This is a genomic window from Janthinobacterium sp. 64, assembly GCF_002813325.1.
Taxonomy (GTDB): Bacteria; Pseudomonadota; Gammaproteobacteria; order Burkholderiales; family Burkholderiaceae_D; genus Janthinobacterium.
In genome coordinates, this window is record NZ_PHUG01000001.1 from 2,366,375 (window position 1) to 2,387,692 (window position 21,318).

Annotated in this window: 23 protein-coding genes; 20 read left to right on the forward strand and 3 right to left on the reverse strand. The window is 66.1% G+C overall.

Translation table 11 applies throughout. The annotated features are described in order from the left end of the window. The first annotated feature begins 78 nt into the window (after positions 1-78). From CLU91_RS10320 to CLU91_RS10410, 20 genes are all read left to right on the forward strand, one after another. Positions 79-1,746 (forward strand): sensor histidine kinase, encoded by a 1,668-nt coding sequence (locus CLU91_RS10320; protein WP_157814671.1) that lies wholly within the window; start codon positions 79-81, stop codon positions 1,744-1,746. Then, positions 1,743-2,444 carry a response regulator gene (locus CLU91_RS10325; RefSeq protein WP_232730701.1) on the forward strand — a complete coding sequence of 234 codons (702 nt, stop codon included), beginning with the start codon at positions 1,743-1,745 and terminating at the stop codon, positions 2,442-2,444. Before CLU91_RS10320 ends, CLU91_RS10325 begins: the two co-directional genes overlap by 4 nt. A gap of 266 nt (positions 2,445-2,710) precedes the next feature. After that, complete coding sequence (locus CLU91_RS27850; RefSeq protein WP_157814672.1) at positions 2,711-2,857, forward strand: hypothetical protein; 147 nt, start codon at positions 2,711-2,713, stop codon at positions 2,855-2,857. Positions 2,858-2,940: 83 nt separating this feature from the next. Beyond that, the gene (locus CLU91_RS10330; RefSeq protein WP_100874079.1) at positions 2,941-3,114 is read left to right on the forward strand and encodes a Flp family type IVb pilin; all 174 of its coding nucleotides are present in this window, start codon (positions 2,941-2,943) and stop codon (positions 3,112-3,114) included. 94 nt (positions 3,115-3,208) lie between these two features. Continuing rightward, complete coding sequence (locus CLU91_RS10335; protein WP_100874080.1) at positions 3,209-3,382, forward strand: Flp family type IVb pilin; 174 nt, start codon at positions 3,209-3,211, stop codon at positions 3,380-3,382. Continuing rightward, the gene (locus CLU91_RS10340; RefSeq protein ID WP_100874081.1) at positions 3,379-4,449 is read left to right on the forward strand and encodes a phosphatase PAP2 family protein; all 1,071 of its coding nucleotides are present in this window, start codon (positions 3,379-3,381) and stop codon (positions 4,447-4,449) included. Before CLU91_RS10335 ends, CLU91_RS10340 begins: the two co-directional genes overlap by 4 nt. Then, positions 4,446-5,033 carry a prepilin peptidase gene (locus CLU91_RS10345; protein ID WP_198521304.1) on the forward strand — a complete coding sequence of 196 codons (588 nt, stop codon included), beginning with the start codon at positions 4,446-4,448 and terminating at the stop codon, positions 5,031-5,033. Before CLU91_RS10340 ends, CLU91_RS10345 begins: the two co-directional genes overlap by 4 nt. Positions 5,034-5,073: 40 nt before the next feature. Beyond that, positions 5,074-5,694 carry a methyltransferase family protein gene (locus CLU91_RS10350; protein WP_100874082.1) on the forward strand — a complete coding sequence of 207 codons (621 nt, stop codon included), beginning with the start codon at positions 5,074-5,076 and terminating at the stop codon, positions 5,692-5,694. Positions 5,695-5,725: 31 nt separating this feature from the next. Beyond that, on the forward strand, positions 5,726-7,072 hold the full coding sequence (locus tag CLU91_RS10355) for an ATP-binding protein (protein ID WP_198521305.1): 1,347 nt from the start codon (positions 5,726-5,728) through the stop codon (positions 7,070-7,072). Continuing rightward, the gene (gene cpaB / locus CLU91_RS10360) at positions 7,069-7,917 is read left to right on the forward strand and encodes a Flp pilus assembly protein CpaB (RefSeq protein WP_100874083.1); all 849 of its coding nucleotides are present in this window, start codon (positions 7,069-7,071) and stop codon (positions 7,915-7,917) included. Before CLU91_RS10355 ends, cpaB begins: the two co-directional genes overlap by 4 nt. A 22-nt stretch (positions 7,918-7,939) precedes the next feature. Beyond that, positions 7,940-9,508 (forward strand): type II and III secretion system protein family protein, encoded by a 1,569-nt coding sequence (locus tag CLU91_RS10365; RefSeq protein WP_100874084.1) that lies wholly within the window; start codon positions 7,940-7,942, stop codon positions 9,506-9,508. Between the two features lie 9 nt (positions 9,509-9,517). Further along, complete coding sequence (locus CLU91_RS10370; protein ID WP_100874085.1) at positions 9,518-9,796, forward strand: hypothetical protein; 279 nt, start codon at positions 9,518-9,520, stop codon at positions 9,794-9,796. Between the two features lie 46 nt (positions 9,797-9,842). After that, positions 9,843-11,393: a TadE/TadG family type IV pilus assembly protein gene (locus CLU91_RS10375; protein WP_100874086.1), complete on the forward strand. Its 1,551-nt coding sequence runs from the start codon at positions 9,843-9,845 to the stop codon at positions 11,391-11,393. Positions 11,394-11,400: 7 nt separating this feature from the next. Beyond that, the gene (locus CLU91_RS10380) at positions 11,401-11,868 is read left to right on the forward strand and encodes a TadE/TadG family type IV pilus assembly protein (RefSeq protein ID WP_100874087.1); all 468 of its coding nucleotides are present in this window, start codon (positions 11,401-11,403) and stop codon (positions 11,866-11,868) included. A gap of 10 nt (positions 11,869-11,878) precedes the next feature. Continuing rightward, a complete protein-coding gene (locus CLU91_RS10385) occupies positions 11,879-12,397 on the forward strand; it encodes a TadE/TadG family type IV pilus assembly protein (protein WP_100874088.1) in 519 nt (172 codons plus the stop codon). A 36-nt stretch (positions 12,398-12,433) separates the two neighbouring features. Then, complete coding sequence (locus tag CLU91_RS10390) at positions 12,434-13,585, forward strand: AAA family ATPase (protein WP_100874089.1); 1,152 nt, start codon at positions 12,434-12,436, stop codon at positions 13,583-13,585. 64 nt (positions 13,586-13,649) lie between these two features. After that, the gene (locus CLU91_RS10395; RefSeq protein ID WP_100874090.1) at positions 13,650-15,017 is read left to right on the forward strand and encodes a CpaF family protein; all 1,368 of its coding nucleotides are present in this window, start codon (positions 13,650-13,652) and stop codon (positions 15,015-15,017) included. A 10-nt stretch (positions 15,018-15,027) separates the two neighbouring features. After that, positions 15,028-16,002 (forward strand): type II secretion system F family protein, encoded by a 975-nt coding sequence (locus tag CLU91_RS10400; protein WP_100874091.1) that lies wholly within the window; start codon positions 15,028-15,030, stop codon positions 16,000-16,002. 19 nt (positions 16,003-16,021) lie between these two features. Then, positions 16,022-16,972 carry a type II secretion system F family protein gene (locus CLU91_RS10405; RefSeq protein ID WP_100874092.1) on the forward strand — a complete coding sequence of 317 codons (951 nt, stop codon included), beginning with the start codon at positions 16,022-16,024 and terminating at the stop codon, positions 16,970-16,972. Positions 16,973-16,985: 13 nt separating this feature from the next. After that, positions 16,986-18,014, forward strand: a complete 1,029-nt coding sequence (locus CLU91_RS10410) for a LytR C-terminal domain-containing protein (RefSeq protein ID WP_100874093.1) — start codon at positions 16,986-16,988, stop codon at positions 18,012-18,014. Here CLU91_RS10410 and CLU91_RS10415 read toward each other — a convergent pair. The 3 genes from CLU91_RS10415 to edd form a co-directional block, all read right to left on the reverse strand. After that, entirely contained in the window at positions 17,976-18,497 is a 522-nt protein-coding gene (locus CLU91_RS10415; protein WP_100874094.1) for a type IV secretion protein Rhs, read from the reverse strand. The genes CLU91_RS10410 and CLU91_RS10415 overlap by 39 nt on opposite strands. A gap of 181 nt (positions 18,498-18,678) precedes the next feature. Next, positions 18,679-19,308 carry a bifunctional 4-hydroxy-2-oxoglutarate aldolase/2-dehydro-3-deoxy-phosphogluconate aldolase gene (gene eda / locus CLU91_RS10420; RefSeq protein WP_100874095.1) on the reverse strand — a complete coding sequence of 210 codons (630 nt, stop codon included), beginning with the start codon at positions 19,306-19,308 and terminating at the stop codon, positions 18,679-18,681. A gap of 3 nt (positions 19,309-19,311) precedes the next feature. Beyond that, a complete protein-coding gene (edd, locus tag CLU91_RS10425) occupies positions 19,312-21,225 on the reverse strand; it encodes a phosphogluconate dehydratase (protein WP_100874096.1) in 1,914 nt (637 codons plus the stop codon). Positions 21,226-21,318 lie beyond the last annotated feature (93 nt).

Genomic DNA, 21,318 nt, shown 5'->3' on the forward strand with positions numbered 1-21,318 from the left:
GCAACAACAACAAAAATTTATCTTTGGTATCTATCCCTGCGCATGGCCGCCCCATGCGGGACATGGCCAGGAGCGCTTGTGAATCTCGATCCTCCCCTCAGATCCGGCTTGCCGGGTGCCGGCATGGATACGACCATGGTCAACGGCATGCGCCTGCTGCTGTCGAGCGCTACCTTGCTGACCCTGTTCATCGATCCCGAAAGCGCCGGCAAACTGAGCAAGATCACCTGGCTGATCTTTTCCGCGTATACCCTGCACAGCCTGCTGCTGTATGTGCTGGCCGTCCTGGGCCTGAGCTTGCCGGAAGATATTCTGCTCTACTGGCTGGACGTGGCCTGGTATGCGCTGATCGTGTTTTCCACCAGCAGCCACAACAATCTGTTTTTCCTGTTTTTCTTCTTTGCCATCCTGACGTCGTCGTTCCAGCGCGGCTTCGAAGAAGGCGCGCGCGTCACCCTGGCTTCGGCCGGTCTGTTCGCCGCCACCGCCATGTTTGGCGAAACGGATGCGGAACTGTCGCGCCTGCTGCTGCGCACCACTTTCCTGCTGGCGCTCGGCTACATGATCGCCTACTGGGGCGGCTCGGCCATCACGCAGCGCAGCCACCTGGCGCTGCTGCGCGATGTCAGCCAGCTGTCCAATCCGCGCTTCGGCGTCGACCAGACCATCATCTCGGTGCTGGAAAAAACCCGCAGTTATTTCAACGGCCGCAGTTGCCTGCTGGTCATGCAGGACAAGGGCACGCGCGTCTGGTCGCTGCGCAGCGTGCTGCATACGGCAACGGGCATCGTGCACACCAGCTCGCTCCTCAGCGACGACGCGGCCAGTCCCCTGCTCGCTTTCGCGCACGATAAAATCGCACTGTACAACCAGCCCGCCGGGCGCTGGCTGCCGTGGACAGGCGGCGCGCGCATGCTCGACCCCCACAGCGGGCGCTGGCTGCGCCATGACGACGCGGCAGGCGCCCGCCTGGCCGAACTGCTCGAAGCGCACGCCTTCATCAGCGCGCCACTGCCCTTGCGCAATGGCAAGGGCCGCATCTTTGTCGTCTCCGCCACCAGCATGAGCAAGACGGACGCCCTGTTTCTCAGCCATATCGGCGCGCAGGCGTTTCCCGTCATTGAAAACATCGATCTGCTCGACCGCCTGGCATCGCAGGCGGCCTCGCGCGAGCGCGAAAAGATCGCGCGCGACCTGCACGACACGGCCGTGCAACCGTATATCGGCTTGCGCCACGGCCTGGCCGCGCTGCGCAATGAAGCCACGCCGGGCAACCCGCTGCTGCCCGAACTGGAAAAGCTGATCCTCATGTCCGGCCAGGTGATCACCGACCTGCGCAGCTACGCGCGCACGTTCAAGAACGGCCAGGTGCAAAGCGAGCCGGAACTGCTGGTCGCGCTGCGCCGCCAGGCCATGCAGATCCGCGAATTCTATGGCATCGACATCGCCCTGCATATCGAAGGCGACCTGCACATCAACGACCGCCTGGCGGCCGAGGTGTTCCAGATCGTCAACGAGGGCATGAGCAATATCCGCAAGCACACGTCGGCGCGCCACGGCGCCGTCAAGCTCACTTGCGTGCAAGGCGCGCTGCACATCAGCATCGACAACGAGTGCGCCGCCGCGCACGTACCCGATTTCCTGCCCGACTCGCTGGCCGAGCGCGCCGCTGCCCTCGGTGGCACGGCACGCGTCACGCACAGCATGCTGGGCAACACCTCCGTGCAGATCGAGATCCCCATATGAATGACTTACGCCCCATGCCACCGGCCAGCCATGTCATCAGCGTCATGCTGGTGGACGATCACAAAACGATGCTGTGGGGCCTGGAACGGCTGATCGGCGGCGAGCACTCGGGCATGCGCGTGGTCGCCACGGCGTCCGACAGCAGCGAGGCACTGGAGCAGGCGAAGGCGCTGCAACCGGATGTGATCGTGCTGGACCTGGACCTGGGCGGCATCAGCTCGCTGGCCATCCTGCCCGCGCTGGCGCAGTGCGGCAGCACGCGCGTGCTGGTGCTGACGGCCAGCCACGACCAGGCCATCCTCGACCAGACGGTACTGAAAGGCGCGCGCGGCATCGTCAGCAAGGACGCGCCGGCGGAAGTCGTGCTCAAGGCCATCGAAAAGGTGTACCACGGCGAACTGTGGCTGGAACACGCGATACTGGGACGCATGCTGACGCAGCTGACCCAGCCCGGCGGCGGCTCGGCGCAAGCCATCGCCGTCGCCAGCCTGACCCTCAAGGAAAGAAAGATCATCGCCGCGCTGGTACACGGCAGCGGCACGCCGGCCAAGCTGCTGGCGGACCAGCTGTGCATCTCTGAGCACACCTTGCGCAATCACCTGACGTCGGTCTACCGCAAGCTGGGCGTGTACAACCGCCTGGAACTGTACGCCTACGCCACCAAGCACCAGCTGGGCGAATTGCCGCCCGGTGCCTGACCCTGCCGCAGTACCACGTGGCGGCCATCTGGCCGCACACCTCCTCACACCCCCCTTCCTGCAAGCACGCCAGTGCGTCCATTGGCCAGCCCGGCCATGCCCCTCCTGCGCATCAAACTCGACCATGACAATTGTCACGAAAAAAACGAGCAGTTCCTCCTCGCAATAAAAGGATGTTCTTCTGATGTAGATCAAGCTGCCGACTTCTATAGTGGTTTTACCGGAGTGCAAATCACCGCGCTGCCCACCACGACACGGAGCACAACATGCGCCTTGACAAGTTTCTTCCGACAGCCCTGATCACCTATTTGCAGGGCAAGGAAAAAGCTGCGTTCTACCGCTATGCACTGGTGGCGGCGCTCATGGCGGTGGTGTGCATCATCGGACTGCTGGCACTGGGCGAAAGCCCATGAGAACGCCAGGTCGTAGCAGCAGGAAGCAACACTGTCATCCCGTTTTACCCACCGCCGTACCTTAACCACCACCAGGAGTTGTCATGAACATCATCAAAAACTTTATCCGCGAAGAAGATGGCGTCACTGCAATCGAGTACGGCCTGATCGCGGCCCTGATTGCCGTGGTGATCATCGCCGCCGTCACCATCGTCGGCACGCAGCTGAGAGCAACCTTCAACAGCATCGGCACCTCGCTCAAGACGGCAAACGCTTGACCGCATGCAAACCGGGCCGGCCCCAGCGCCAGCCCGGTGACAGCGCTTCAACTTTTCCACCAGGTTCACACTGCTTAAGTATTCCGAGGCCATCGTGAAATCTCTCTTCGCCCGTTTCTCCGACGAGTCGGCCGTCACAGCGATCGAATACGCGCTGCTGGCGGGCCTGATAGCGGCAGTGCTGGTGATCACGATCACCTTGCTCGGCGACCAGGTCCGGCTGCTGTTTGTCTACGTCAAGGACCAGGTGGTCCTGGCCCTGTCATGAATACCCTGCGCGCCTCGCTGCGCACCCATCGCGCCCTGCTGCTGATCGTGCTGCTGTACGCCGCCGCAGCCATGCTGCTGGCCGGCAGCCTGCCCAGCCCATCGGACATCGTCACCGTGCTGGCCGGTTTCCTCATGGCCATCCTCACGGGCCCCATCTTCATCCTGTGCGGCTACACCATCCACGTCATGGTGATGCAACGCCCGCACCGCCTGTGCCACTACCTGTACCACGATCTGCGCCGCTACCTGAGCAAGGAGCGCCTGCTGCACGCGCTGCCGGCCATGCTGCTGATCCCCGTCTTCGCCTGCAGCTTCACCGTCTTCAAGGCCGCCATCCCGCGCCTGCACCCCTACACCTGGGATACCACCCTGTCCGCCTGGGACACCGCGCTGCATGGCGACATGGCGCCATGGGAACGGCTGCAGCCGCTGCTGGGCCACCCGCTCGTCACGGGCCTGCTCAACTTCAGCTACCATTTCTGGTTCTTCCTGTTTTACGCCATCCTGTACTGGCTCATCCTCGACACGCGCCGCCCGCTGCTGCGCATGCAGTTCCTGCTCAGCTTTGCGCTGACCTGGATCGCCCTGGGCAGTGTCATGGCCGTGCTGTTTGCCTCGGTCGGCCCCTGCTACTACGGCCACTTTCACGGCAGCGATCCGTATGCGCCGCTGATCGCCTACCTGCATGAGGCCAACGGGCACGTTCCCGTCTGGGCCTTGCAGGTGCAGGACATGCTGTGGCAAGGCTATCAAAGCAAGGGCGCGCACGGCGAACTGGGCATCTCCGCCATGCCCAGCATGCATGTGGCCACGGCCGTGCTGATGGCGATCATGGGCTGGAAAGTGAGCCGCGCCGCAGGCATCTCGCTGACCGCCTTCGCCGTGCTGATCCTGCTCGGCTCCATCCACCTGGGCTGGCACTATGCGCTCGACGGCTACGTCGGCGCGGCCGGCGCGGCGCTGGTATGGCGCCTGGTGGGACGGCTGCTGGGCCGCCAGGCCGCGGCCCCCAGCATGCACATGGCCACGGTGCCCTGCATCGGCAAGGAAGGACTGACATCATGAACGCCCACCTGCCCATGCTGCTGTGCCTGGCCGTGCTGGCCACGCTGCTCGCCGCCGCGCTATGGCACGACCTGCGCACGCGCCGCATCCCGAACCGGCTGGTGCTGTGGGGCACCCTGGCGGGACTGGTCCTCAACAGCGTCGTGCCATCGGGCGCCGGCCTGTTCGACACCGCCTTCGGCGGCCTGGGACTGCCGCAGGCGCTGGCCGGTGCCGCCGCCGGACTGGCCCTGCTGCTGCCCATGTATCTGCTGCGCGCCCTGGGCGCGGGCGACGTCAAGCTGATGGCCATGTGCGGCGCCTTCCTGGGCGCGGATGCCGTGCTCGAGGCGGTCCTGCTGACTTTCCTGTGCGGCGGCGTGCTGGCGCTGGCCGCCGCGCTGGCAGGGCGCCGCCTGCGCCTGGTGTTGCGCAATACCTGGCACATGATGCTGGGCGCGCTGCTGCACAGCCTTGCCGGCGGTGCCGCCACGATCGCCGAACCGCCACCGGCCACCGGCAAGCTGGCCTACGCCTTCGCCATCGCCAGCGGCACCGGCTTGCAAGTGTTCCTGCATTCCACCCACCTGTGGAGCCTGCGCTGAAACGCGCCACGCCACCTGTCAGCCACCCTAGGACACGACCATGGACACCATCGCCACGCTCTGCCACTCGCGCCACGCCAGCCTGCTCACCAGCATCACCATGGCCGGCCTGTGGGTATTCTTTGCCAGCGCGCACGTGGTCGGCTTCCTGCACAGCGGCGACTGGAGCTATCTGCTGTTCTGCGCCGCCGAAACCCTGGCCGCCCTGTTCTTCATCGTGCGCTCGGCACCCGTCAGCGTCTCCACCGATGCGGGCGACTGGCTGCTGGCCATCGGCGCCACCTTTTCCCCGTTCCTCCTCTCGCCTGCCGACATGGCCATCTGGCCCGGCGCGCGCTACCTGCTGGCCATCGGCAGCCTGCTGCAGATCGCCGGCCTGCTGTCGCTGAACCGCAGCTTCGGCCTGGTGGCGGCGCAGCGCGAAATCAAGACGGGCGGCGCCTACCGCGTGATACGCCATCCGCTGTATGCCAGCTACCTGATTTCCATGAGCGGCTACCTGCTGTCCAACACCTCGCCCGCCAACGCCGTCATCTATGTCGCGACGATGAGCATGATGGTGATGCGCCTGCTGCGCGAAGAGCGCTTTCTGTCCACCGACGTGCGCTATCGCGTCTACATGCGGCAGGTGAAGTACCGCCTGCTGCCCTTCATCTTCTGACATCCGGCCACCCGAGCGAGGAGTACCCATCATGCCTGACACCTATCCAGAACGCAGCGACGGCGGCGGCATCGAGCCGGCCGCCAGGCGCGCGCCACGCACGGTCGAGGAAACGGGATTGCCCTTCCTGTTCCTGGTCGAACTGCTGGTCAAGATACTCTTCCTGCGCGGCCAGATCGGCCTGCCCGCCCTGTCGACGCACGTCAAGCTGGGCGCCGGCGTGCTCGAACCGCTGCTCACTTTCATGCGCGCCGAAAAACTGTGCGAAGCGCGCCGCAACGGCGGCAGCGGCACCGATGCCGACCTGTATTACCTGCTGGGCGACCAGGGCCGCCTGCGCGCCGCCGAGTACATGCGCCGCAATGCCTACAGCGGTCCCGCCCCCGTCACCCTGGCCGACTACAGCAACCAGGTGCTGGCGCAAAGCGTGGCGGACATGCACGTCACGCGCGACGACGTGCAGCGCGAATTTCGCGACGTGGTGGCCAGTTCGGCCGTGCTCGACCAGCTGGGCGCGGCGATGAATTCCGGGCGCGCGCTGTTCTTCCACGGCCCCGCCGGCAGCGGCAAGAGCTACCTGGCCGAGCGCCTGAACGGCCTGCTCAGCGGCGCCATCGCCCTGCCCCATGCGGTGATGGTCGACGGCGAAGTGCTGCCCTTCCTCGACCCCATGCTGCACACCGTATCGCGCGGCGGTTCCGTGCCGCCCGACCCGCGCTGGGTGCGCGCCGAGCGCCCCGCCGTGCTGACGGGCGGCGAGCTGACGCTCGACATGCTGGACCTGCAATTCGACCAGGGCACCCGCTTGTACCAGGCGCCGCCGCACCTGAAGGCCAACAACGGCATCTTCATCATCGACGACCTGGGGCGCCAGCGCTGCTCGCCCGTGGAACTGATGAACCGCTGGATCGTGCCGATGGCGCGCCACATCGATTACCTGTCGCTACACACGGGCTACAAGTTCCCCGTGCCCTTCGACGTCATCGTCGTGTTCTCGTCGAACCTGGCGCCGCAGCACCTGGCCGACGACTCCTTCCTGCGCCGCATCGGCTACAAGATCCACGTGGGTCCTTTGAGCGCCTACCACTACCTGGCCGTGTTCCGCAGCACCTGCGCGCAGCTGGGCATCAATTTCGATGAAGCCTCGTACAGCTACCTGCTGCACCTGCACAGCCAGTACGGCCGGCCCCTGCTGGCCTGCTATCCGCGCGACATCCTGGCGCAGATCTGCGACCAGGCGCGCTATGAAGACCACGCCGCGCAGCTGTCGCCGGAAGGGCTGCTGTGGGCATGGAAAAACTATTTCGGCAGCGATGACGACCTTGCAAGCACACACACCGGACCGGCAGCGGTCCAGCACAAAGGGGAAGCAAAATGAGAAACGCACGCGCTCTGACGATGATGGCCATTGCGGTCATCCTGGCGTTCGCCGCGGTCATCGTGGCCGCGCGCTGGATCAATGCCCAAGCCTCGGGCAACATCAACAAGGTGGCCGTGGCCCAGGTCGACATCAGCCTGGGCGCGCGCCTCACGCCCGACATGGTGCGCATGGTGGACTGGCCATCGAACGCGCTGCCACCGGGCGCCATCAACGATCCGAAACTGCTGGACACGCGCGTCACGCGCACCAGCATCCAGCACGGCGAACCGATCATGGAAGGCAAGCTGGCGCCTCCCGGCACGCAAGGCGGCCTGTCGGCCGTCGTCGCCGAAGGCAAGCGCGCCATGACCGTGCGCGTCAACGATGTGGTGGGCGTGGCCGGCTTCGCCCTGCCCGGCAACTTCGTCGACATCCTCGTCAATACCCAGGGCGAAGGGGCGCGCAAGACACCGGACCGCGATCCGAACATTTCCAAGATCGTGCTCGAACGCATCCTCGTGCTGGCCATCGCCCAGGAATCGAGCCGCGACGACACCAAGCCCAAGGTGGTCAACGCCGTGACCCTGGAGCTGACGCCGGAGCAGGCGGAAAAACTCGACCTGGCACGCAGCGTGGGCACCCTGTCGCTGGTGCTGCGCAACCAGGTCGAGGACAAGCCCGTCAACACGGAAGGCGCCACCAAATCCAGTTTGCTCGATGAAAAAGTCGCCGTTGCCGCCCCCGCCGCCATGGTGCAAGCCAAGCCGCTGCCCCGCCGCCGTCCTGCCGCCGCACCGGCGCCACAGGCCGGCCCCCGCGTCGATGTCATCAAGGGGCTGGAACGCAGCTCCCAACAATTCTAACCTGCACCAGAGGAGCCACGCCATGAGTACATATCGCACAGCAAGCGGCATCCGGGGTCTGCACCTGGCGCTTGCCATCGCCGCCATCGGCGCCCTGGCGCCGCGGGCGCACGCCGAGCCAGCCGCCGCCGCCACCGCCGTTGCCGCCGACACGGGCGCGGCCCGCGGCAGCCGCGCCGCCACCCGTCCCAAGTCCACGCCGCCGCAAAGCGAATCGCGTGCCGGGCGCACCGAGATGGCGCCGCAAATGAGCCTGGCCGAAGGCAAGTCGACCCTGATGCGCCTGCCGTTTTCCGCCAGCCGCATGTCCGTCGGCGATCCGCGCATCGCCGACGTCATCCTGCTCAACCCCAGCGAGGTGTACCTGCTGGGGCGCTCCGTCGGCACCACCAACCTGATCCTGTGGAACAAGAACAATGACGCCACCATCATCGACCTGGCCGTCGGCATCGACAGCAGCAGCCTGCAGGCCCGCATGGCCGAACTGCTGCCGAACGAAAAGATCCACGTCACGGTGGCGGGCGACACCCTGATCCTGTCGGGCATGGTCAGCGACGTCGTCAAGGCCGACCAGGCCCTGTCGCTGGCCAACGCCTACGTGCAGCGCAGCAGCCGCAGCGGCGGCGCCACCTCCGGCGCGGCACCAGCGGCCGGCGCCGCCGCGCCCGCCCCCGCCGCCACACCCGATGCATCCATGCCGCGCGTGATCAACCTGCTGTCGATCGCCGCGCCGCAGCAGGTGATGCTGGAAGTGAAGGTGGCCGAAGTGTCGAAGGTGCTGGTGGACCAGCTGGGCGCCAGCCTGGGCATCAACAAGACCATCGGCAGCTGGTCGTATTCGCTGCTGTCCAGCCTGCTCAGCAACAATCCCAGCGGCTTGAGCGGCGCCAGCAAGAACAACTTCTTCAACCTCGACGCGCAAAAACGCGATGGCCTGATCAAGGTGCTGGCCGAACCGAACATCATGGCCATCAGCGGCCAGGAGGCCAGCTTCCTGGCCGGCGGAAAAATCTTCATCCCCGTCAGCCAGACCAATAATAACGGCGTGCCCACGATCACCCTGGAAGAGAAGGAATTCGGCGTGGCCGTGAAATTCACGCCCACCGTGCTCGAAGGGGGACGCATCAACCTGAAGGTGGCGCCGGAAGTGTCGGACCTGAACAAGGACGGCATCGGCATCACCGCCACCGGCATCTCGGCCACCGCCATCCTGCCCTCGTTTACGACGCGGCGCGCCACCACCACGGTGCAGCTGTTCGACGGCCAGAGCTTCGCCATCGGCGGCTTGATCAAGAACAATGTGACCAGCAATATCAAGGCCTTGCCAGGCCTCGGTGAAGTGCCCGTGCTGGGCGCCCTGTTCCGCAGCACGGACTTCCAGACGGACCGCTCGGAACTGGTCTTCATCATCACGCCGCACCTGGTCAAGCCGCTGCCGCCCGACTACAAGCTGCCCACCGACGGCTACATCCAGCCCACGCGCGGCGACATGTTCATGCAGGGAAAAATGGAAGGTACTGCGCCCGCCGCCGCCCCCATGCAGCCGCAAGCAGCCGCGCCCCAGCCTGCCGCCGGCTTCGACCTCAAATAGGAGAACACCATGAAAACCGCACATTGCCTGCCTTGCGCCGCCCTGATATGCCTGCTGGCCGGCTGCGCCGCCACCACCACGCCCGTGCTCGATTCGCACTTCGGCGAATCGGTGGCCCTGCTCAAGTCGCAGCAGATCATGTATCCGGACGCTTACCGCAACATGGACCCCGTCAGCGGCATCGATGGGAAGTCAGGGGCCAGCGCCTACCAGCGCTACCAGAAATCGTTCGCGGCGCCGGAACCGCAACCGAATGTCTTCACCATCGGCGTGGGCGGGCGCCAGTAGGCGCCGGTCCCGCGATGCACTTCCCCCAGGCCACCAGGAGACGCCCATGAACACCGCATTTCGCAGGCACGACAGGCAACACGGCGCGATCGCCATCGTGCTGGGACTGACCCTGGTGGTGCTGTTTGCCATGGGCGGTCTGGTGCTGGACCTGGGCCACCTGTACATCGCCAAGACGGAACTGCAGAACGGCGCCGACAGCGCCGCCCTGGCAGGCGCCGTGGAACTGAACCAAAGCGCCGCCGGCATCGACAACGCGCAGGCCAAGGCCATCGCCATCGCGCAAAAGAACCGCTACGACTTTTCCACCGCGCTGACCATCACGTCCGCCAACATCAGCTTCGGCCCCAGCCCGGACGGCCCCTGGTCATCCGGCGCCAGCGCCCGCACCAGCCCGGACGGACAGACCTTCATCCGCATCGACACGGGCAGCAAGACCTTCGCCACCTACCTGATGGGCATCGCCGGCATCGCCAGCACCAGCACCTCGGGCGTAGCCGTGGCGGGCCGCTTCGTCAACGACGTCACGCCGATCGGCGTGTGCGCCGTCGATCCGGCCAACAAGACGGCGCAATACACGTATCCGGCCGCGCCGGCCGGCAGCGGCCTGACGGAGCTGGTCGAATTCGGCTTTCGCCGCGGCGTCACCTACAATCTGTTCGGCCTCAATCCGCTGGGCGGACCGTCCGATCCCTATCTGATCAACCCTGTCGACGCCCCGCCCGGCAGCTGCAGCGCCTCGCATTCGAGCGCCGCCTCCACCGCGCCATTCATGTGCACGGGCAGCAGCGCCGTCATCACCAGCGGTACGGGCCAGGTCTACACGAACACGGGCTTGACGGCGTCGCTGGCCGCCTCGCTCAATTCACGCTTCGACGATTACGGCGGGCCGTCCGTGTGCGATCCCGTGACGGCGCCGCCCGACACCAACATCAAGGAATATCCGTGCGTGGGCGCCGCGTCGCCCTGCGCCGCCGCTGCCGCCAACTCGCCGCCCACCGGCTGGATGCAACCAGGCGCCAGCACCTTGCCCAGCCAGCAGTCGGTCAGCCTGGCCGGCAACAAGCCGAATTACCAGTTACCGTCGGCCGGCTCGGTGCCTGTGCCCTCGGCCACGTTCGCCCAGTTCGCCGGCTACGGCGTGCTGTGGTCTTACGGCCCCGCCTACCAAAGCAATGGCGCCAGCCCGGCCAAGGCGGGCGCGGCGTACAGCGTCGCAGACGGCAACGCCAACCCTCTGTACAGCACGGCCAAGGCGAATTACTTCGACGCGGCCAGCTACCCCGTCAGCGCTGGCGCCTCCTTCCCCGTCGGCACGCCGCCTGCGCCCTACAACCAGACCAGCGGCCCCACGTTCCAGGCGCCGTCGGTGGCCCATCCGGGCCAGCGCAACCGGCGCATCCTCAACGTGGTGCTGGTCGATTGCCGCACGGCGCCCGTCGGGCCGGCCTCGTGCGGCACCATGAATGCGGTGGGCATCGGCAAATTCTTCATGACGATGAAGGCCGATTTCAGCGGCGGCACCAAGCGCCTCGACGTCGAGTTCGCGGGCCTGATCGAGCCCGTGCCGAATTCCGAAATCAAACTCTACAAGTGAGGCGGCCATGCGCATCCACCATTCCTCCCTCAGCCAGCGCGGCGGCGCCGCCGTCGAATTCGGCATCGTGCTGGCCCTGCTGGTGACCCTGCTGGCCGGCATCTTCGGCTTCGGCCGCGCCTTCTGGTACTACGATGCGCTGGCCAAGGCGACGCGCGACGCGGCGCGCAACATGTCCGTCAAGGCCAAGGCCGGCATCGCCTCGCAAGGCGTGCCGGCGGCCAGACAGACGGTGGTCGATGCGGCCACCAGCGCCGGCATCGGCGGCTTCACCACGGCCAACGTGACGGTCACCTGCCTGGACGCGGCGTTCAACGACAGCAGCTGCACCGATGGCACGGCGCCGGGCGGCATCCGCGTCGAAGTCGTCAACTACACGCTGTCGGTGGGCCAGTACCTGCCCTTCGTGATCGGCGCGGCCAGCACCTATGCCACGCCGCTCTCGCCGCGCACCACCATGCGCTACATGCTGTAAGGAGAACGCCATGCGCCACCGCCATCCACTTGCCCTCCGAACTGGCCGCCAGCGCGGCGCCGCCGCCGTCGAATTCGCCCTGGTGGCGCTGCTGTTTTTCACGCTGCTGTTCGGCATCCTCGAATTTGGCCGCATGCTGTACCTGTACAACACGGTGCAGGAAGTGAGCCGCCGCGCCGCGCGCGAAGCGGTGGTGCGCTGGATCGACCAGACCGACGCCGTCAAAACGCTGGCCCTGTTCGGCGGCACGGCCCTGCCGGCCGCGCCGGAACTGACGGCCGCCAACATCACCATCCGCTACCTGAACAAGAGCGGCGCCGAAGTGACCTTGCCGCCGACGGACCCGGGCGACAACCTGTCGGCCTGCGGCGACAACACGCGCACGGCCAGCTGCATCGACAGCGTGCGCGTGTCGATCGACAACGTCAGCTATGCGCCGATGGTCAGCCTGTTCGGTTTTCTCAATATCGCCGTGCCCGCCTCGGTGGTGGTCATGCACGCCGAAAGCCTGGGCTTCCAGATCAACTGAACGCCTTTACCGAACGCCTTTACCAGGGAGTGCCACGTGAACATCGTCATCGTCTCGAAGAATGAAGCCCAGCTCAAGCGGCTCACGCGCCTGCTGCGCGAACGCAGCGCGGCCGACCGCGTCGCGCTGCTGGCGAGCATACCCGATGTATTCGACAACGGCGTCACGCCGGACTTGCTGCTGCTGGAACAGGAGCAGACGGGCGAGGCGGAGCTGACACAGCTCGAGCTGCTGGGCGGACGCCATCCGAGCCTGGCCATCATCGTGCAATGTCCGCAGCAAAGTCCGCAATTCCTGCTGCGCTCGATGCGCGCCGGCGTGCGCGAAGTGCTGCAGCCGGACGATGATGCAGCGCTGTGCGCCGCCTTGCGCCGCATCGAGGACAAGCTGCAGAAACAGGTCACGCGCAAGGGCCAGGTGCTGGCCTTCGTCTCGTGCAAGGGCGGCAGCGGCGCCACCTTCATCGCCGCCAACCTCGGCTACGCGCTGGCCGCCGGCGAGCAGCGCAAGGTGGCGCTGTTCGACCTGAACCTGCAGTTCGGCGACGCCGCCCTGTTCGTCTCGGACCACAAGCCGGCCGCCACCCTGTCGCAGCTGTCGCAGCAGATCGTGCGCCTCGACGCTTCGCTGCTGGCCGCCAGCATGATCCAGATCACGCCCGCCTACAGCGTGCTGGCCGCCGCCGACGATCCGGCCCATGCGGCCGACATCGAAGCCGAACATATCGACCGTTTGCTGACCCTGGCGCGCAGCCAGTACGACTACATCCTGCTCGACGTGGGACGCGGCCTCGATCCCGTCAGCGTGCGCGCGCTGGACCGGGCCGACCTGATCTTCCCCGTGCTGCAGGCAACCTTGCCGTACGTGCGCGACGGCAAGCGCCTGCTCGACGTGTTCCGTGGCCTCGGCTACCGCGAAGACAAGATCCGCCTGATCCTGAACCGCTATGCCAGCAGCGACAGCATCCGCGTGGCCGACCTGGAAGCGGCGTATGGCAAGCGCGTCTACAAGTCCATCCCCAACCACTACGAAGCGGTGGCGGCCTCCGTCAGCCAGGGCGTGCCCATCCTCAAGCTGGCGCCGCACAACCCCGTCTCGCGCGCGCTGCAGGAACTGGCCGCCAGCCTGGCCGGAGAAACCCCGCCCGCCGCGCAAGGCTGGGTTGCGCGGCTGCTGGCGCGCGCCTGATTCCCTACAGCGCGCCTGATTCCCTACAGCGCGCTTGATTCCCTACATTGACCGGAGACCGACCATGACTGCCGAAAAACTCACCCTGCGGGACCGCCTGGGCTACGCCCAGGATGACGCCAGCCTGAATGACGATGCCGCGCACCAGGGCGCAGCCAGCCAGAGCTACCAGCAACTCAAGCACCGCACCCACCAGGCGCTGCTCGACAGGGTCGACCTGGAAGGCATGCAGCGCCTGTCGCGCGAGCAGATCCGCGAAGAGCTGAAGATCCTCGTCAGCGACGTGCTCACGCAAGACAATGTGGTGATCAACGAGCTGGAACGGCGCTCGCTGATCCGCGACATCCAGGACGAGGTACTGGGCTTCGGCCCGCTCGAACCGCTGCTGGCCGATCCCGGCGTGTCCGATATCCTCGTCAACACCTACCGCCAGGTGTATGTCGAGCGCCATGGCCGCCTGGAGCTGAGCGACGTCTGCTTCACCGACGACGCGCATTTGATGAAGATCATCGACAAGATCGTCTCGCGCGTGGGCCGGCGCATCGATGAATCGAGCCCGATGGTCGATGCGCGCCTGCCCGACGGTTCGCGCGTCAACGCCATCATCCCGCCGCTGGCCATCGACGGCCCCGTGATGTCGATCCGCCGCTTCTCGGCCCAGCCCCTGCGCTTGGCCGACCTGATGCTCAAGCACAGCCTGACGGAGGAAATGAGCACCACCCTGCAGGCGCTGGGCAAGGCCAAGGTCAACATCCTGATCTCGGGCGGCACGGGCAGCGGCAAGACCACCATGCTCAATGCGATTTCCGGCTTCATCAGCACGGCCGAACGCATCGTCACCATCGAAGACGCGGCCGAACTGCAGATGCAGCAGCCGCACGTGGTGCGCCTGGAAACACGGCCCGCGAACATCGAGGGCAAGGGCGAAGTGACGCAAAGGGCGCTGGTGCGCAACGCGCTGCGCATGCGCCCCGACCGCATCATCCTGGGCGAAGTGCGCGGCGCCGAGGCGCTCGACATGCTGGGTGCCATGAACACGGGCCATGAAGGCTCGATGGCCACCATCCACGCGAACACCCCGCGCGACGCGCTGACGCGGCTGGAAAACATGATCAGCATGGCCTCGGCGGGCCTGCCCATGAAAGCCATGCGCCAGCAGATCAGTTCGGCCATCAGCGTGGTGGTGCAGGTGGCGCGCCTGACGGACGGCAAGCGCAAGATCATCTCGATCCAGGAAATCACGGGCATGGAAGGCGAGATGATCACCATGCAGGAAATCTTCACCTTCCGCCAGACGGGCATCGGCGAGGATGGCACGGTGCAGGGGCATTTCCATGCCAGCGGCGTGCGGCCGCATTTCCTGGAACGCCTGCGCGCCTTCGGCATCAGCCTGCCGGAAACCCTGTTCGATCCCGCCCGCCAGTACCATTAAGGGGAGCATCATGGACTATCTCTATTACGTATTCGCCATCCTCACCTTCATCGCCGTGGTGCTGCTGATCGAGGGTCTGTACCTGGCGTGGAACACCTCGCGCGGGCCGGAAGCGGAAAGGGTGGCGCGCCGCCTGCGCATCATGTCGGCCGGCGCGCATGGCGACGCGGGCAGTTCGATGATCAAGAAGCGCCTGCTGAGCGACACCCCGGCCCTGCAGCGCGTGCTGCTCAGCGTGCCCCGCGTGCATGCGCTCGACCGCCTGCTGGAACAGTCGGGCCTGAGCTGGAGCGTGGCCAGCTTCGCCGGCGTGATGCTGGCCTCGGCTGGCGCCGCGTTTTTGCTGCTGAGCTACTTCAGCGTGCCGTGGCTGCTGCGCCTGCCGCTGGTGGCCGGCGCGGCCCTGCTGCCGCTGCTGCTGGTCTTGCGCGCCAAGGCCAAGCGCCTGCAGCGCATCGAACAGCAATTGCCCGATGCGCTCGACCTGATGGCGCGCGCCCTGCGCGCCGGCCACGCCTTCCCCACCGCCCTGAAAATGGTCGGCGATGAAATGAATGCGCCGCTGGCCGTGGAGTTTCGCGTCACCTTCGACGAAGTCAATTTCGGCATCGCCATGCCCGACGCCCTGATGAACCTGGCCACGCGCGTGCCCAGCACGGACTTGCGCTACTTCGTCATCGCCGTGCTGATCCAGCGTGAAACGGGCGGCAACCTGGCCGAACTGCTCGACAGCATCAGCCGCATCATCCGCGAGCGCATCAAGCTGCTGGGACAGGTGCGCGTGCTGTCGGCCGAAGGCCGGCTGTCGGCCTGGATCCTGTCGCTGCTGCCCTTCGGCGCGGCAGCCATGATCCACCTGACCAACCCGCAATTCCTGGAAATGCTGTTCGTCGACCCGGGCGGACGCAAGATGCTCGTCGGCGCCCTGGTGATGATGGTGTTCGGCGTCCTGGTCATGCGCAGCATCATCCGCATCCGCGTCTGAGCCCGCAAGGAGAACCCTCATGAATCCCGTCCATTACGCTTTTCTCGCCCTGCTCTTCATCGCCGTCTTCGGCACCGTGCTGGTGGCCATGCGCAGCTTCGCCCCCGACCCCTTGCGCCAGCGCATGGACAACGCCACCGGCAAGAGCGCGGCAGCGCCTGACACCGCCTCCGCGCCCAGCCCCTGGCTGGCGCGCGTGGTGCGCCTGAGCGGCCCGCTGGCCAAACTGTCGCTGCCCGACCAAGGCTGGGAAGGCTCCGTGATGCGCCGGCGCTTCATGAATGCCGGCCTGCGCCAGGCGTCGGCGCCCATCCTGTTCTTTTCCGCCAAGACCATGCTGGCCATCGGCCTGCCCCTGCTGCTGTTCCTGGGACTGAGCGCCTCGGGCAGCCAGATGGCGGGCAAGGCTCTCCTGTTCTGGCTGCTGATCGTGGCCGCCATCGGCTACTACCTGCCCAATATCGTGCTGGCGCAAATGATCAAGCGGCGCCAGCGCGACATCTTCGAGAGCTTTCCCGATGCGCTGGACTTGATGACGGTGTGCGTGGAAGCGGGCCTGGCCATGGATGCGGCGCTGGCCAGGGTGGCGGCCGAGATCGCCCTGAAAAGCACCGTGCTGGCCGAGGAATTGCACCTGGTGATGCTGGAACTGCGCGCCGGCAACACCAAGGAGCGGGCCCTGCGCAACCTGGCCCTGCGCACAGGGGTCGAGGATGTCGATGCGCTGGTGGCCATGCTGATCCAGGCCGAGCGCTTCGGCACCAGCATCGCCGCCTCGCTGCGCGTGCAGTCGGATCAGCTGCGCACCAAGCGCCGCCAGCTGGCCGAGGAAGAGGCGGCGAAGATCGCCCTCAAGCTGCTGTTCCCGCTGATCTTTTTCATCTTCCCTTCGCTGCTGGTCGTCCTGATGGGACCAGCCTTCCTGCAAATCTACCGCGTGCTCCTGCCCAGCATGGGCGGCGGCAACTGACCGGAGAAGCGCCATGTCACAGCACACCACCCTGATGTTCATGCTCGCCTGCGCCGGCCTGCTGCCCGCCTGCGGCCACCTGCCCGGCCCGGCCAGCCAGGGCAGCCAAGGCAACCATGTTGCGCCGCCCCAGGCGCGCATCGATGACAGCCCCGCCACCCGCAGCGCCGCGTACTGCAAGCTGGGCAAGCGCCTGCAGGAAGTGGGCGACCCGCGCGCGGCGCTGGCGGCCTATCGCGAAGCGCTGCTATTGACGCCCGACTCGACCGATGCGCGCAATGGCGCCGCCGTGCTGCACGCGCAGCTGGGCCAGCTGGAAACAGCGCGCGCCATGCTGCAGGCGCTGGCGCAAGAGGCGCCGACGGCCAGGACCTACAACAATCTCGGCTACGTGCTGTACCTGCAGGGAGACCATGCCCAGGCGGCGGCCGTGCTGCGCCAGTCGCTGCAGCTCGACAACGGCCAGCAGCCGGCGCGCGCCAACCTGGATCTCGCCATCGCGGCGCTGGCACGCAGCATCAGCACGGTCGATGCGGCCGATGCCAGCGCGGACGCCATCGCGCCCGACCTGGCACCAGCGTCCGCGCCTGCCAGCCGCCTGCAGCTGACGCAGTCGCAGCCGAATATCTTCACGCTGAGCTGGCGCGATGCGCCCGTGATCGCGCGCACAGCCTTGCCGGCCCCGGCAAAACCGGCAGCGAAGGCGGCACCGCTGCCACGGCTGGAAGTCATCAACGGCAATGGCGAAACGGGGATGGCGGCGCGCATGCGCGGCATGCTGGGCGGCATGGGCATCAGCGTGCTGCGGCTGGGCAACCAGCGGCCGTACGGCGCCCAGGCCAGCAGTATCGTCTACCGCCCCGGCCACGCCGAGGCGGCCGCCGCCTTGGCACTGGCACTGGGCGGCATGCCGCAAGTACAGGCGTCGGACGACAGCGGCATCGGCACCGGGGCCGACCTGCGCTTATTGCTGGGCAAGGATGCGGCGGCCAGCCTGACGGCGTCAGCGCGGCAGCAATTGACGGTCGCCGGGATTGAGTAGAAAACCCTGCAGGATGTCCTGCAGCTTCGGCAGTTGCGCCACGTAGGCGGGAATGCCCAGCTGGCGCGCGCCGAAGTAGTGGGCGATGATGTCGCCCTGCTGCTCCATGTTGAAGTCGGACAGGACGCCGCCCGCCTGCGCATCGTAACGGTAGGCGCGCTGCCCGATGTAGCCGCCGCACAGCGCCAGCAGCACGCCATGCAGCAGCACGCTGTAGCCGAGCTGGTACTGCCACACGTGCACCATTTCGTGGATGAAGAACAGCTTGCCGCCATTGCCTTCGCGCGAAAAATCGTCGCGGTACTGGGCCGGCATGAAGTGCAGGCTGCCGCGCGGCGTCATCGCCGTGTTCTGGTCCTGCAAGCCGAATGGTAAAAAGGAGCCCCGCACGACGCGCACGCGCGCATAGTCGATGGCGCCCTGGAAGACGCTGCGGGCCATGGCGGTTTCGCCGATGGTGAGGGGGCGGCGCAAGACGCGCATGGCACTCCGTCAGAAGAAAGAAGCGGCAAGCATGAGAGCTTGCCGAGTACTATAACTGCAAGTACCTGACAGAAGCGTAGCGAGCGGCAGCGATTTGTGACTAAGAAGCGCAACCGTACTCCAGTACGGTGAGCATCGCAGGCCGCAAAGCGCGACGCGCAGTAGCTTATGTCAGGTACGACTAGGCGGAACGCAGGCCGCTGGCAGCTTTCGCGATTTCCGTGATGCGGTCCCAGTTGCCGGCCACGATCGCGTCTTTCGGCGTCAGCCACGAACCGCCCACGCAGGCGACGTTTTTCAGCGCCAGAAACTGCGACGCCGTCTCTTGCGAGATGCCGCCCGTCGGGCAGAAGGTGATGTCCGGCAGCGGGCCGTAAATCGCGTTGAGCATGCCGATGCCGCCGGCCGGCACGGCCGGGAACAGTTTCAGCTGCTGGAAGCCGTTTTCACGCGCCGCCATCACTTCGCCTGGCGTCATCACGCCTGGCAGCAGGGGCAAGCCGCTGCTTTTCGCCGCCGCCACCAGGGCGGACGTCAATCCTGGCGAGACGCCGAAGACGGCGCCCGCGTCGCGCGCCTGCGCAAATTCTTCGGGACGGGTCAGGGTGCCGACGCCGACGATGGCGCCCGGTACTTCCGACATGGCGCGGATCGCTTCGAGGCCGTGCTTGGTGCGCAGGGTTACTTCCAGCACGCGGATGCCGCCCGCCACCAGCGCGCGCGCCAGCGGTACGGCATGTTCAGGATCGTCGATCGCAATCACGGGGATCACGCTCGATGTGCGCATAATTTCCAGTAGTGTCATGGTCATCTCTTATTTCCTAGCCAAAAAGTCTTCATCGGAACCCGGTACGGTATCACCGACATTGTCGGCGTCGTGCAAGGCGACGGTGGTGGGAATCGGCGACGGCAGGCCGAAGGTGGTGGCACCTTCTTCCGCCGCGCTGACGGTGGAACGGAACATGGAAAACAGCTCGCGGCCCATGCCGATGTGGTTCGGCGACAGGTCGGCCGTGACCAGCGAGCGGGCGTGCCAGACGTCGGCCGGCACCAGCGCTTCGAGCACGCCGGTAAACGCGTCGAGACGGATGATATCGCCGTCGCGCACGAGACCCAGCGGGCCGCCGGCGAGGATTTCAGGCGACACGTGGATGGCGGCAGGCACCTTGCCCGACGCGCCCGACATGCGGCCATCGGTGACCAGCGCCACGTGGCGGCCCGCATCCTGCAGATTGGCCAGCGCCGGCGTCAGCGCATGCAATTCCGGCATGCCGTTGGCGCGCGGGCCCTGGAAGCGCAGCACGGCGACGAAGTCGCGGTCCAGCGTGCCCGCCTTGTAGGCGGCCATGAATTCTTCCTGCGAATTGAATACCAGGGCAGGCGCTTCGACCGTGCGGTGCTGCGGCTTGACGGCCGACACTTTCATCACGGCGCGGCCCAGGTTACCGGCGACGAGCACCATGCCGCCGTCCGGCGCAAACGGGTTCGACGCGGGGCGCAGCACGTTGTCGTCGGCGCTGGCGGCCGGTGCATCTTTCCAGAAGACCTTGCCGTCTTCGCCGAGGAACGGTTCCATGCAGTGCGCGCGCAAGCCGTGACCCAGGATGGTGTTGACGTCTTCGTGCAGCAAGCCCGCGTCCAGCAGTTCGCGGATCAAGTAACCGGTGCCGCCGGCCGCGTGGAAATGGTTCACGTCGGCGTCGCCGTTCGGGTAGATGCGCGTGAGCATGGGCACGATGGCCGACAGTTCATTGAAATCGTTCCAGTCGATGACGATGCCGGCCGCCTTGGCGATCGCCACCAGGTGCAAGGTGTGGTTGGTCGAACCGCCCGTGGCCAGCAAGCCCACGACGGCGTTGACGATACATTTCTCGTCGACAATATGACCAACTGGCAAGTAATTGGCGCTTTGCGCCGTGATGCCGGCGGCGCGCTGGGCGGCGGCTCTTGTGAGCGCATCGCGCAGCGGCGTGTTTGGCGTGATGAAGGCGGCGCCCGGCAAGTGCAGACCCATCACTTCCATCAGCATCTGGTTGCTGTTCGCGGTACCATAAAAAGTACAGGTACCGGCGCCGTGGTAGGCTTTCGATTCGCCTTCGAGCAAGTCTTCGCGCGTGGCTTTGCCTTGCGCATACAACTGGCGCACCTTGGCTTTTTCCTGGTTCGACAGGCCCGACGTCATCGGACCGGCCGGCACGAAGACGGCCGGCAAGTGGCCGAAGTGCAGCGCGCCGATCAACAGGCCCGGTACGATCTTGTCGCACACGCCCAGGTACAGGGCCGAGTCGAACATATTGTGCGACAGCGCCACGGCCGTCGACATGGCGATGGTGTCCCGCGAGAACAGCGATAATTCCATGCCGGGCTGGCCTTGCGTCACGCCATCGCACATGGCGGGCACGCCGCCGGCGAACTGGGCGACGGCGCCCACTTCGCGCACGGCTTGCTTGATGATCTGCGGGAAGCCTTCAAACGGCTGATGCGCCGACAGCATGTCGTTGTACGAGGACACGATGGCCACGGACGGCTTCTTGTATTCTTTCAGCGACAATTTGTCGTTGACGGGAAAGGCGGCAAAGCCGTGTGCCAGGTTGGTGCACGACAGCGCGCCGCGCTGCACACCCTGGATGCGGGCCGCATCCAGATGCGCCAGGTAGGCGCCGCGCGATGGCCGGCTGCGCGCGATGATGCGCGCTGTTACGGATTCGACTACTGGATGCAGCGCCATATGGATTTCCTTAAAAATGAATATTTCGTGAAATTTTACTACAAAACGGTGAAGAAGAAGCATTCTTGCATGCGCCAACAACACAAATAAGCG

What these genes read in the sequence shown, in the direction of transcription:
- CLU91_RS10395 (WP_100874090.1), top strand. Translation starts at nt 13,650, where the DNA reads ATGACTGCCGAAAAACTCACCCTGCGGGACCGCCTGGGCTACGCCCAG.
- CLU91_RS10415 (WP_100874094.1), bottom strand. Translation starts at nt 18,497, where the DNA reads ATGCGCGTCTTGCGCCGCCCCCTCACCATCGGCGAAACCGCCATGGCC.
- cpaB (WP_100874083.1), top strand. Translation starts at nt 7,069, where the DNA reads ATGAGAAACGCACGCGCTCTGACGATGATGGCCATTGCGGTCATCCTG.
- edd (WP_100874096.1), bottom strand. Translation starts at nt 21,225, where the DNA reads ATGGCGCTGCATCCAGTAGTCGAATCCGTAACAGCGCGCATCATCGCG.
- CLU91_RS10350 (WP_100874082.1), top strand. Translation starts at nt 5,074, where the DNA reads ATGGACACCATCGCCACGCTCTGCCACTCGCGCCACGCCAGCCTGCTC.
- CLU91_RS10345 (WP_198521304.1), top strand. Translation starts at nt 4,446, where the DNA reads ATGAACGCCCACCTGCCCATGCTGCTGTGCCTGGCCGTGCTGGCCACG.
- CLU91_RS10400 (WP_100874091.1), top strand. Translation starts at nt 15,028, where the DNA reads ATGGACTATCTCTATTACGTATTCGCCATCCTCACCTTCATCGCCGTG.
- CLU91_RS10355 (WP_198521305.1), top strand. Translation starts at nt 5,726, where the DNA reads ATGCCTGACACCTATCCAGAACGCAGCGACGGCGGCGGCATCGAGCCG.
- eda (WP_100874095.1), bottom strand. Translation starts at nt 19,308, where the DNA reads ATGACCATGACACTACTGGAAATTATGCGCACATCGAGCGTGATCCCC.
- CLU91_RS10375 (WP_100874086.1), top strand. Translation starts at nt 9,843, where the DNA reads ATGAACACCGCATTTCGCAGGCACGACAGGCAACACGGCGCGATCGCC.
- CLU91_RS27850 (WP_157814672.1), top strand. Translation starts at nt 2,711, where the DNA reads ATGCGCCTTGACAAGTTTCTTCCGACAGCCCTGATCACCTATTTGCAG.
- CLU91_RS10370 (WP_100874085.1), top strand. Translation starts at nt 9,518, where the DNA reads ATGAAAACCGCACATTGCCTGCCTTGCGCCGCCCTGATATGCCTGCTG.
- CLU91_RS10385 (WP_100874088.1), top strand. Translation starts at nt 11,879, where the DNA reads ATGCGCCACCGCCATCCACTTGCCCTCCGAACTGGCCGCCAGCGCGGC.
- CLU91_RS10365 (WP_100874084.1), top strand. Translation starts at nt 7,940, where the DNA reads ATGAGTACATATCGCACAGCAAGCGGCATCCGGGGTCTGCACCTGGCG.
- CLU91_RS10405 (WP_100874092.1), top strand. Translation starts at nt 16,022, where the DNA reads ATGAATCCCGTCCATTACGCTTTTCTCGCCCTGCTCTTCATCGCCGTC.
- CLU91_RS10340 (WP_100874081.1), top strand. Translation starts at nt 3,379, where the DNA reads ATGAATACCCTGCGCGCCTCGCTGCGCACCCATCGCGCCCTGCTGCTG.
- CLU91_RS10325 (WP_232730701.1), top strand. Translation starts at nt 1,743, where the DNA reads ATGAATGACTTACGCCCCATGCCACCGGCCAGCCATGTCATCAGCGTC.
- CLU91_RS10330 (WP_100874079.1), top strand. Translation starts at nt 2,941, where the DNA reads ATGAACATCATCAAAAACTTTATCCGCGAAGAAGATGGCGTCACTGCA.
- CLU91_RS10410 (WP_100874093.1), top strand. Translation starts at nt 16,986, where the DNA reads ATGTCACAGCACACCACCCTGATGTTCATGCTCGCCTGCGCCGGCCTG.
- CLU91_RS10380 (WP_100874087.1), top strand. Translation starts at nt 11,401, where the DNA reads ATGCGCATCCACCATTCCTCCCTCAGCCAGCGCGGCGGCGCCGCCGTC.